The sequence below is a fragment of the Haladaptatus sp. W1 genome (assembly GCF_001723155.1).
Lineage (GTDB): Archaea > Halobacteriota > Halobacteria > Halobacteriales > Haladaptataceae > Haladaptatus > Haladaptatus paucihalophilus.
This window is the reverse complement of record NZ_MEIH01000145.1, coordinates 1-8,541: the sequence shown is the minus strand read 5'-3', so window position 1 is coordinate 8,541 and position 8,541 is coordinate 1. Positions and strand designations below refer to the sequence as shown.

The window sequence follows — 8,541 nt, the reverse complement described above, 5'->3', positions numbered from 1 at the left end:
TCCTCGCCCTCGGGGGCGGTTCGCCCGTCTCCGGGTCCACGACTTCGGGGTAGAAGTGGTCCTCCCAGACGTGGAGGCCGTCCTGTGCGTCCGCACACTCGATGGAGACGCCCGGCCCGATGATTTCCGAGAGGCCGTACACGTCCACTGCAGTCACGTCGAGCGCCTCCTCGATCTCCTCGCGCATCGGGTCGGTGAACGGTTCCGCGCCGATGATAACCGTCGAGAGCGGGAGGTCCTTCGGGTCGATGCCGCGCTCTTCCATCGCTTCCGCGAGGTACAGACAGTAGGAGGGCGTACAGGAGAGCACGTCGCTCTCCAAGTCTTGGAGCATGTCTATCTGCCGGGCGGTGTTGCCGCCGCCGACGGGGATGACGCACGCGCCGAGTTCCTCCACGCCGTCGTGGAACCCGAGGCCGCCGGTGAACAGTCCGTAGCCGTAGGCGTTCTGGACGACGTGCTCGGGTTCGACGCCCGCGGCGGAGAGCGACCGGGCCATCACCTCGCGCCAGACGCCGAGGTCCGACTCGGTGTAACCGACGATTTTCGGCTTTCCGGTCGTCCCGACGAGGCGTGAATCCGCTGTAGTTCGGCACGCGGGACCGCAAACATTCCGTCCGGGTAGTTGTCGCGGAAGTCCTCTTTCGTCGTGAAGGGAGTTTCGATACGTCCTCGACGCTCTCGATGTCGTCCGGCGAGACGCCGGCCTCGTCGAGCGCGTTCCGGTAGTGGGGGACGTTTTCGTAGGCGTGTGCGACCGTTTCTGCGAGTCGGTCGTCCTGAAGCGCACGCAGTTCCTCCGAGATGCACTCTCGGCATCACTGTATGTCATGCTTATTCATGATTTGAAGGGGTACGGGAAAACTGTTTCTCGATTCCGGCCGAAATATCGCGGCTCGACTGAACGTTTATTTCTCTCGCCGTTGCACGCGGAGTGGATGGCAACAGTCTCGGAACTATGGGGGCGGTCGAGCGCGGGCAAACGACACTGGCGAGTCTTCGTTGGCGGGTACGCCGCGGTCGTCTTCGCGCTCCTCGTCGTCGTGACGCTCGCCGGAGGGTCGATTTTCGCCGACTCGTTTCTACTTTCCGCGGCGCTGTTTTACGCGCCGCCGTTCGTCTCCGCGGCGAGCGCCTTTCGCGGTGGCGGCGCTCCCGCCAGCCTCGCCGTCGGTCTCGCACCCGGCGTTTTGTTCGCGTTCGTCGTCGGGAGCCGCGCTCTCGTCGGCCACCCCGTACAGGGAGAAGCGCCGCTCTGGGCGCTGACCGTTGGGTTCTCACTCCTCGGCGTGGTCGGGGCGCTGCTCGGGTACGGACTCGGAAAGGGGGTGCTCCGATTCGTGGAGGGGTAGCTGATTCGGGTGACGCGAAAGGGAGGAAAGGAAGTCGAATTGGGCACTGCATTCCGACGGACGCTTCTGTCCGATGCGTGATACCAGACGACACAATCAAATAACCGACCACCGCAGTTCGGGACGGATGCAAATCGACTACCAGCGCGAACTCGCGGAATTCGAGTGGGACATTCCGGAGGGGTACAATCTCCCGGCGGTCATCGAGTCCCACGCGGAGGCGTTCGGCGACCGACTCGCCGTGCAGTTCCAGGACGACGACGGGAACGAGGCACGGCGACGGTTCGCCGACCTGCGCGACGACATGAATCGGTTCGCCAACGCGCTCGAATCGCTCGGCGTGGGCGAGGGCGACCGGGTGATGCACCTCCTGCCGCGCCACCCCGACGTGTTCGCCATTCAACTCGGGGCGCTGAAGCGCGGCGCGATTCTGGTGCCCTGCTCGGCCATGCTGAAACCAAAGGACATCCAGTTCCGGGCGAACGACTGCGAGGCGACGACGATAGTGTGTCACGACGAACTGACCGACATGGTAGAGGCCGTCGCCGACGAGACGCCGCTCGACACGATGGTCGTGCTGGGCGGGTCCCGGATGGGCGAGTGGGAATCCTTCGGCACGCTCATCGACGGAGAATCGACCGAACACGACGGGCCGGACATCGGTCCACAGTCGCCGATGTCTATCAACTACACGAGCGGGACGACGGGACAGCCGAAACCCGTGCTCCACCGTCACCGCTGGATGCATTGTTTCGAACGCGTCAACGGGCGCTACTGGTGGGGCGTCGAGGAGGGGATGGACTTCGAGGACGAACTACTCTGGGCGACGACGGGCACCGGGTGGGCCAAGTGGTTCTGGAGTCCAGTCGGGGTGGCGCTCACGACGGGCGCACCGCAGTTCGTCTACCGGGGCGACTTCGACCCGGAGACGTTCCTCTCGCTGCTCGAATCTGAGGGTGTCACCCGCCTCTGTGCGGTGCCGACGCAGTACCGGATGTTCACCCAAGTGGACGACATGGCCGACTACGACCTCTCGCTGAAGCAAACGCTGTCGGCGGGCGAACCGCTGAACCGCGAACCGATTCAGGCATTCGAGGAGGCCTTCGACGTGACGCCGCGCGACGGCTACGGGCAGACCGAAACCGTCGCCTTGGTGACGAACTACCCCGGTATCGACGTGAAGCCCGGAAGCATGGGCAAGCCGACGCCCGGCCTCGGAACCACCATCATCGACACGGTGGACGAGGAAGAAGTCGAGCGGGGAGAAATCGGCGAAGTCGCGGTTCCCGTCGATAGTCCCGCCATCTTCGACGGCTACTTCGAAAAGCCGGAATTGGACGAGCAGACCTTCTCGGGGGCGTACTACCGAACCGGCGACTTGGCGAGCGAGGACGAAGACGGCTACTTCTTCTTCGAGGGCCGCGCCGACGACATCATCATCTCCTCGGGCTACCGCATCGGGCCGTTCGAGGTGGAGGATGCGCTCGTCGGCCATCCGGCGGTCGCCGAGGCCGCTGCCGTCGGCAGTCCGCACGACGAGCGCGGCAACGTGGTCAAAGCGTACGTCATCCTCGCGGAGGGCTACGACGGGAGCGACGAACTCGTCGAGGAGCTACAGGAGTACATGAAAGAGGAGACGGCACCGTACAAGTACCCGCGACGAATCGAGTTCGTGGACGAACTGCCGAAGACGTCGAGCGGAAAAATCCGACGTATCGAACTCCGAGACAGGGAAGTGTCGAAGTTCGGAGACTGACGCTCGCCGCTTTTAGTCGACCGCGAAGCCCTTGTCCTGTAGTACCTCCGTGACCCGCTCACGGTGGTCGCCCTGTAGTTCGATAACCCCCTCGTGAACCGTCCCCCCGGTCGCCATCTTCCGCTTGAGTTCGGACGCGAGGTCCTTTACGTCCACCTCGCCGGTGTCGAACCCCTCGACGATGGTGACTGGCTTGTCGTAGCGCCGTTTCTCGGTTCGGATGACGAGGCGCGTCTCGGTCCGCCCCAAATCTTCGTCGATGCCGAGTTCTTCCGGCAGTCCCGTAATGGAACTGAAGTCTTCTTTGTCGTTTGCCACGGCACACGAACTATGCTAGCCAGTACCTTGGTTCTATCTCACGTCAGAAATCGAATACTAGATGGGACTCCGGGCGACCGTTTCTCCGCTCGAATCTCAAGCTTCTAAACCCGTCCCCCCGTCGTGGCGACCATGGAACGAGTCGCAATCATCGGCGCGTCGATGACCCAGTTCGGGCAGCGCGACGCGTGGATACGCGAACTGTTGGCGGAGGCCGGGGCGGCTTGCCTCGACGACGCGGGCGTCTCGCCGTTGGACCTCGACCACCTCTACGTCTCGAACATGGCGAGCGGCGAGTTCGAGGGCCAAACCGGCGTGCCGAACGCGCTGGCGCACGACCTCGGCGCGCTTCCGGCGTACACGCAACGCATCGACCAGACGAGTTCGAGCGGCGGCGCGGGAATCTATGCCGCGTGGCAGTCGGTCGCCTCGGGAGCGAGCGACCTGACCCTCCTCGTCGGCGGGGAGAAGATGACTCACGAGACGACCGCCGAGGCGACGGACGTCATCGCCTCGCTGACCCATCCCGTCGAGTACAAACACGGACTCACGCTGCCGAGTTTCGCGGGACTCACCGCCCGGCGCTATCTCCACGAGTACGACGCGCCGCGCGAGAGTCTGGCCAAGGTCGCCGTCAAGAATCACAGAAACGGCGTGGACAACCCGCACGCGCAGTTCCGCAAGGAGGTCGATGTGGAGACGGTGATGGAGTCGCCCATCGTCGCCGACCCGCTCCGCCTCTACGACTTCTGTCCCATCACGGACGGGAGCGCCGCGCTGTTGTTCTGCCCGGAATCGGAGGCCAAGCAGTACACCGACGAGTACACCGTCGTCTCCGGAATCGGCGGCGCGACCGACACCCACGTCGTCCACGAGCGCGACGACCCGACGGTGATGGGTGCGGCCGTCGAGAGCAGCGAACTCGCCTACAACATGGCCGAGCGAGGACCCGAGGACATCGACGTGGCCGAACTCCACGACATGTTCACCATCCTCGAATTCCTCCAGAGCGAGGCCGTCGGCTTCTTCGAGCAGGGCGAGGGCTGGAAAGCCGTCGAGGAGGGCGTCACCGACCGGGACGGCGACCTCCCAATCAACACCTCCGGCGGCCTGAAATCCAAGGGCCACCCGCTCGGCGCGAGCGGCGTCGCACAGGCGTACGAACTCCACCAGCAGTTGCTCGGCAACGCCGGAAAACGACAAGTCGATGCGGAGGTCGCACTGGCCTGTAACGTCGGCGGATTCGGCAACTGCGTCATCACCACCATCATGGAGGAAGCATGAGCGGAAATTCGAAATTCGAAGCGCACCGCTGCCCCAATGGCCACCTCTCGTATCCGGGGCACCCGCGGTGCCCGGAGTGCGCCGAACCGCAAGACGAAACCGTCGATTTGACCGACAGGACCGCCGAGGTCGTCACGTGGACGACCAGCACCGCGACCCCGCCCGGCGTCCGACAACCGAACCACATCGCCATCGTCGAATTCGACGTGGACGGCGACTCGGTGCGGGCCATCGGGCAGTTGACGACGGACGGCGTGGAAATCGGCGACGAAGTGCGGCCCGTCTACGCCGACGAACTCCGCGACCCGGACGCCGGAATCCGCGAGAAGGCGAGTCAGGAGTGGGACGGCTACCGGTTCGAACCCGTCGAGTGAGTGCACGGTCGTCGTTTTTCCACCCGGTTCGAAACCCCATCGATGGTTCGAGAGGGGACGCTGAAACAGAACGAAGAACGAGAGAAGAGGGGAGAACAGAGGGAGAAGAAGGGCTTACGCGTCGGGGTCGTCGTCGGGACCGGATTCGTCATCGGCGGAAGCGGATTCGTCATCGGAGTCCTCGTCGCCGCTGCCGTTGCCGCGAACGCCCAACTCGTCGCGGATGGAGCGGAGTTCGGCATCCACATCCACTTCGGGTTGGTCGACCTCCTCTTCCAGTTCCGCTTCTTCGGCATCGGAGTTGTCCGCGAGTTCGCGCCCCTCGTCGGCCTGTTCGCTCCCGGCCGAAACTTCCTCGCGGATGTCGTCGCTGAGTCGGCGGGCGTCTTCGAGGATGCGTCGGGCGCGCGGTTCCTCGGGTAGGCCACCCTCGGTGAGAGCACCTTCGACGTCGTTCAGCGTGTCCTGCAATCGGTCGAGAGTGGCGCGACTCGCCCGTCCGGCGCGGGCGCTGAGGTCGGAGCGCGCTTGTTCCGTCGGGTCGTATTCGGGGTCCACGAGGCGGATGATCTGCTGGAGCGCCTTCAGCGCGCGGACGTTCGCTTCCAGCATAGTGATGAGCGTCGGGATGGCGTACTCGCCGGTAAACGAGAGGACTTCCCGGGGCGTCGGCGGGCGGGGCAGTCCCATCGGCCCGCGCGGCGGTCGGCCGAGTTCCGTTTGGAGGCCGCGCAGAGTGGTTTCCAACTCCTCGATTCGCTCTTCGAGGTCCTCTCGGTCGTCCCGGTCAGGGTCGTCCCGGTCGTTCGACATAGGTGACCGTTGGCACCGCAGAACAAAAGTATTGGTCGGTCGGAATACGCGGGTCAGTCAGAATGATCGGGTGGGACGGCGGTCGGGACTCAGAACCCTTCCGTGAGGAACACGTCCCGCTCGGGGAACAGCTCGGCGAGGTTCGCACGCGCGTCGTCGGTTTCGATGGAGAGGTTTCCGAACCGTTCGGCGTCTTCGACGGCGTGGTAGCCCACGACCAACTGCGAGAGTGTGTTCACGTCGGTCACCGCGTCGGGGTCGGCGTCGGTGCGCTCACAGCGAACGACGTCGCCGGTGTCGAGTTCGAACGTCCCTTCGTTCCACTCCGCCAGCGGGTCGGTGACGCGGAGGACGACGGTAGCGTCCGCATCGTACGCGATGCTTTCGAGGGCGCGCGGAACGTCCACGAGGCGGAACATCGGACCGGCGTTGATTTCACAGTCCACGTCACGGGGATTCGCCACGATGTCGAGGAGATCGGTGGATTCGGGGACGTAGGTCAGCTCGACGGTTTCGACTTGCGAGTCGTGGTACTGCACGAACCGCAGGAGGTGGCGGTATGCCTCGTCGTCCATGGCCGTCAACTCCCACACTTTGAACCGTTTGCCGTCGTCCTCGTCGTGGACGGTGTAGACGATGAATCCGCGCGCCTCGCCGTCCCGCATCCACGCGTACACGTAGGGGTCCCGCTTCCAGCCCTGGAAGATGCGCTCTCGCCACCAGTCCTCGGTTCGGTCGGTGCTGAGGGCGTACCGCTCGCGGTGGGCCTCGAACACGGGAACGAGCAGTTCCCAGTCGTCGGCGTCGAGCGGCCGAAACTCGCCCGCGGGTTCGGTGTCCAAATCGAGCGCGTCCGGGGTCGTCTCGTATTTCGTGTGCTTGTTCGCCGTCTCCCAGCCGTACTTCCGATAGAACTCGTAGGAGAAGGGCCAGAGGGCCGAGAAGTACACCTCGTTCTCGCGGTACTCGGCGAGCGATTCGGCGAGCATCTCACGCACCAATCCACGGCGGCGGCTCTCGGGCGGCGACGCGACGGCGGACAGCCCCGCCATCTCGTGCCAGTCGCCCCGGATTCGGGCGGTGAACCAGTAGTGTTTGCAGACACAGCGCAGGTCGTCGCCGTCGAACACCCCGCGGCGGTCGCCGAGGTCCGATTCGTCGTCGTCATCCTCGTCGGCTTGGAGGCCGTTTTCCGGTTCGAACGCGTATCGCAAAAACCGCCGATACTCGTCTTCGTATGTGGCCGGTATCGGCCGATAGTCGGGCATGATTAGAGATTGACGAGAAGCGAGAAATATGTTCGTATCGGCCACATGTATCGTATATCGATATATGAAATCGAGGAGTTCGAGCAGGGTATCGTCCGCCGGGAAACCGGCGCAGCCGACCTGAAAGTCAACTATATGCTCGTCGCGGAACCATAGCCACCCATGAAACTCGGACGGATACGGGTGTATCCCATAAAAGGGCTCGACGGCATCGAGGTCGATGCGACCGACATCGTACCGGGAGGCACGATAGCCTACGATAGGGAATTTGCGCTCTTCGACGCCGCGGGCAACGCCGTCAACGGGAAGCAAACGGATATGTTTCAACGGCTGTCAACGGATTTCGATCCCGCTTCGGGTGAGCTGACGATAGAAACGCCGGACGGAGAGACACGCCTCTTCGACCTTCCCGAGCAACGCGAACGGGCCGAATGGTGGTTCAGCGAACTCTTCGAGATGGACTTGACGCTGCGTCGGGACACGGAGAATGGGTTCGTTGACCGGCGAAAGTGGGGGCCGTCGGTTATCAGCACGGCCTCGTTGCGTGCCATCGCGTCGTGGTTCGACGGGATGACGGTCGAAAGCGCGCGGAGACGACTCCGCGCCAACGTCGAAATCGAAGGCGTTCCCCCGTTTTGGGAGGACCGATTCATCGGGGACGGGTCGCCCGCCTTCGAAGTCGGCGGTGTCCGATTCGAGGGCGTCGAGGCGTGCAATCGGTGCGTCATCCCACAGCGCGACCCGGATACGGGCGAAGCCCTGCCCGAATTCCGCACGCGATTCATCCGAAAACGACGGGAGACGCTCCCGGACTGGGTGGACGAGAGCGCGCTCGACCACCACTACGCGGCGATGCTCATCGCCCAGATACCCGAGTCGGACCGCAATCAAACGCTCCGCGTCGGCGATGCCGTCGAAGTAGTCGAATAGGCCCGGACGGATTCGACAGCACGGCACGGAGCCACGATTTTCGAACCACGACGGGCACGGAAAATAGAGAGCACGGGGACAGGCGAAGGACCGCTTGCGACCGTCGAATACCGTAAAAGACCGACGGCGTTTTCAGTTCGCCGCTTCCCCGGATTCGACGTTCGTCCGTCGTCCCAGGAGTCGCTCGCGGATTACGAGGAGGCACGGAAGCACCGTGACGCACGCGACGAGGGCGTACACGATGCTTAATCCCGTCACCGTCCCGAACCGCCGGAGCGGAGGTGAGAGCGCCAGCGCGAGCACGCCGAACCCGGCGGCCGTCGTCACCGCGCTTCCGAGGAGCGCGCCACCGGTCCCGACGATGGCGGCCGAGAGCGCCTCCCCGAGCGTGTCGTGGCGAGCGCGTTCGTCCACGACGCGTTCGCCGAGGTGGATGCTGTAGTCCA

The 8,541-nt window shown here is 64.2% G+C and carries 9 protein-coding genes and 1 pseudogene; 5 read left to right on the top strand and 5 right to left on the bottom strand.

The genetic code is table 11. The features are described 5' to 3' along the window. Positions 1 to 832 (bottom strand): annotated as a pseudogene (locus BG842_RS08065) (phenylacetate--CoA ligase family protein); the annotation flags it as partial. A gap of 106 nt (positions 833 to 938) precedes the next feature. Here BG842_RS08065 and BG842_RS08060 point away from each other — a divergent pair. Together BG842_RS08060 and BG842_RS08055 are read left to right on the top strand one after the other, a co-directional pair. Continuing rightward, the gene (locus tag BG842_RS08060; RefSeq protein ID WP_069450377.1) at positions 939 to 1,352 is read left to right on the top strand and encodes a hypothetical protein; all 414 of its coding nucleotides are present in this window, start codon (positions 939 to 941) and stop codon (positions 1,350 to 1,352) included. Positions 1,353 to 1,479: 127 nt separating this feature from the next. After that, entirely contained in the window at positions 1,480 to 3,108 is a 1,629-nt protein-coding gene (locus tag BG842_RS08055; protein ID WP_069450376.1) for an acyl-CoA synthetase, read from the top strand. A gap of 12 nt (positions 3,109 to 3,120) precedes the next feature. Here the strand turns inward: BG842_RS08055 and yciH are convergent, their stop codons facing one another. After that, positions 3,121 to 3,426, bottom strand: a complete 306-nt coding sequence (gene yciH / locus BG842_RS08050) for a stress response translation initiation inhibitor YciH (protein ID WP_069450375.1) — start codon at positions 3,424 to 3,426, stop codon at positions 3,121 to 3,123. Positions 3,427 to 3,558: 132 nt separating this feature from the next. Here yciH and BG842_RS08045 point away from each other — a divergent pair, with 132 nt between their 5' ends. Both BG842_RS08045 and BG842_RS08040 read left to right on the top strand, forming a co-directional pair. Next, a complete protein-coding gene (locus BG842_RS08045) occupies positions 3,559 to 4,710 on the top strand; it encodes a 3-ketoacyl-CoA thiolase (protein WP_069450378.1) in 1,152 nt (383 codons plus the stop codon). Then, the gene (locus tag BG842_RS08040) at positions 4,707 to 5,084 is read left to right on the top strand and encodes a Zn-ribbon domain-containing OB-fold protein (RefSeq protein WP_069450374.1); all 378 of its coding nucleotides are present in this window, start codon (positions 4,707 to 4,709) and stop codon (positions 5,082 to 5,084) included. The genes BG842_RS08045 and BG842_RS08040 overlap by 4 nt, the downstream gene beginning before the upstream one ends. A 114-nt stretch (positions 5,085 to 5,198) precedes the next feature. On the opposite strand, the gene BG842_RS08035 is transcribed toward BG842_RS08040, so the two are convergent. Further along, positions 5,199 to 5,897: a hypothetical protein gene (locus BG842_RS08035; RefSeq protein ID WP_069450373.1), complete on the bottom strand. Its 699-nt coding sequence runs from the start codon at positions 5,895 to 5,897 to the stop codon at positions 5,199 to 5,201. Between the two features lie 89 nt (positions 5,898 to 5,986). Then, positions 5,987 to 7,165 (bottom strand): enhanced intracellular survival protein Eis, encoded by a 1,179-nt coding sequence (gene eis / locus BG842_RS08030; RefSeq protein ID WP_069450372.1) that lies wholly within the window; start codon positions 7,163 to 7,165, stop codon positions 5,987 to 5,989. Between the two features lie 162 nt (positions 7,166 to 7,327). Here eis and BG842_RS08025 point away from each other — a divergent pair, with 162 nt between their 5' ends. Next, a complete protein-coding gene (locus BG842_RS08025) occupies positions 7,328 to 8,095 on the top strand; it encodes an MOSC domain-containing protein (protein WP_069450371.1) in 768 nt (255 codons plus the stop codon). 132 nt (positions 8,096 to 8,227) lie between these two features. Here BG842_RS08025 and BG842_RS08020 read toward each other — a convergent pair. Beyond that, positions 8,228 to 8,541: MMPL family transporter (locus tag BG842_RS08020; RefSeq protein ID WP_175424104.1), on the bottom strand; the 314-nt coding region annotated here is incomplete at its 5' end.

Excerpts from the sequence above, each read along its gene's own strand:
- BG842_RS08060 (WP_069450377.1), top strand. The coding sequence starts at position 939 with ATGGCAACAGTCTCGGAACTATGGGGGCGGTCGAGCGCGGGCAAACGA.
- BG842_RS08055 (WP_069450376.1), top strand. The coding sequence starts at position 1,480 with ATGCAAATCGACTACCAGCGCGAACTCGCGGAATTCGAGTGGGACATT.
- BG842_RS08045 (WP_069450378.1), top strand. The coding sequence starts at position 3,559 with ATGGAACGAGTCGCAATCATCGGCGCGTCGATGACCCAGTTCGGGCAG.
- BG842_RS08040 (WP_069450374.1), top strand. The coding sequence starts at position 4,707 with ATGAGCGGAAATTCGAAATTCGAAGCGCACCGCTGCCCCAATGGCCAC.
- BG842_RS08035 (WP_069450373.1), bottom strand. The coding sequence starts at position 5,897 with ATGTCGAACGACCGGGACGACCCTGACCGGGACGACCGAGAGGACCTC.
- eis (WP_069450372.1), bottom strand. The coding sequence starts at position 7,165 with ATGCCCGACTATCGGCCGATACCGGCCACATACGAAGACGAGTATCGG.
- BG842_RS08025 (WP_069450371.1), top strand. The coding sequence starts at position 7,328 with ATGAAACTCGGACGGATACGGGTGTATCCCATAAAAGGGCTCGACGGC.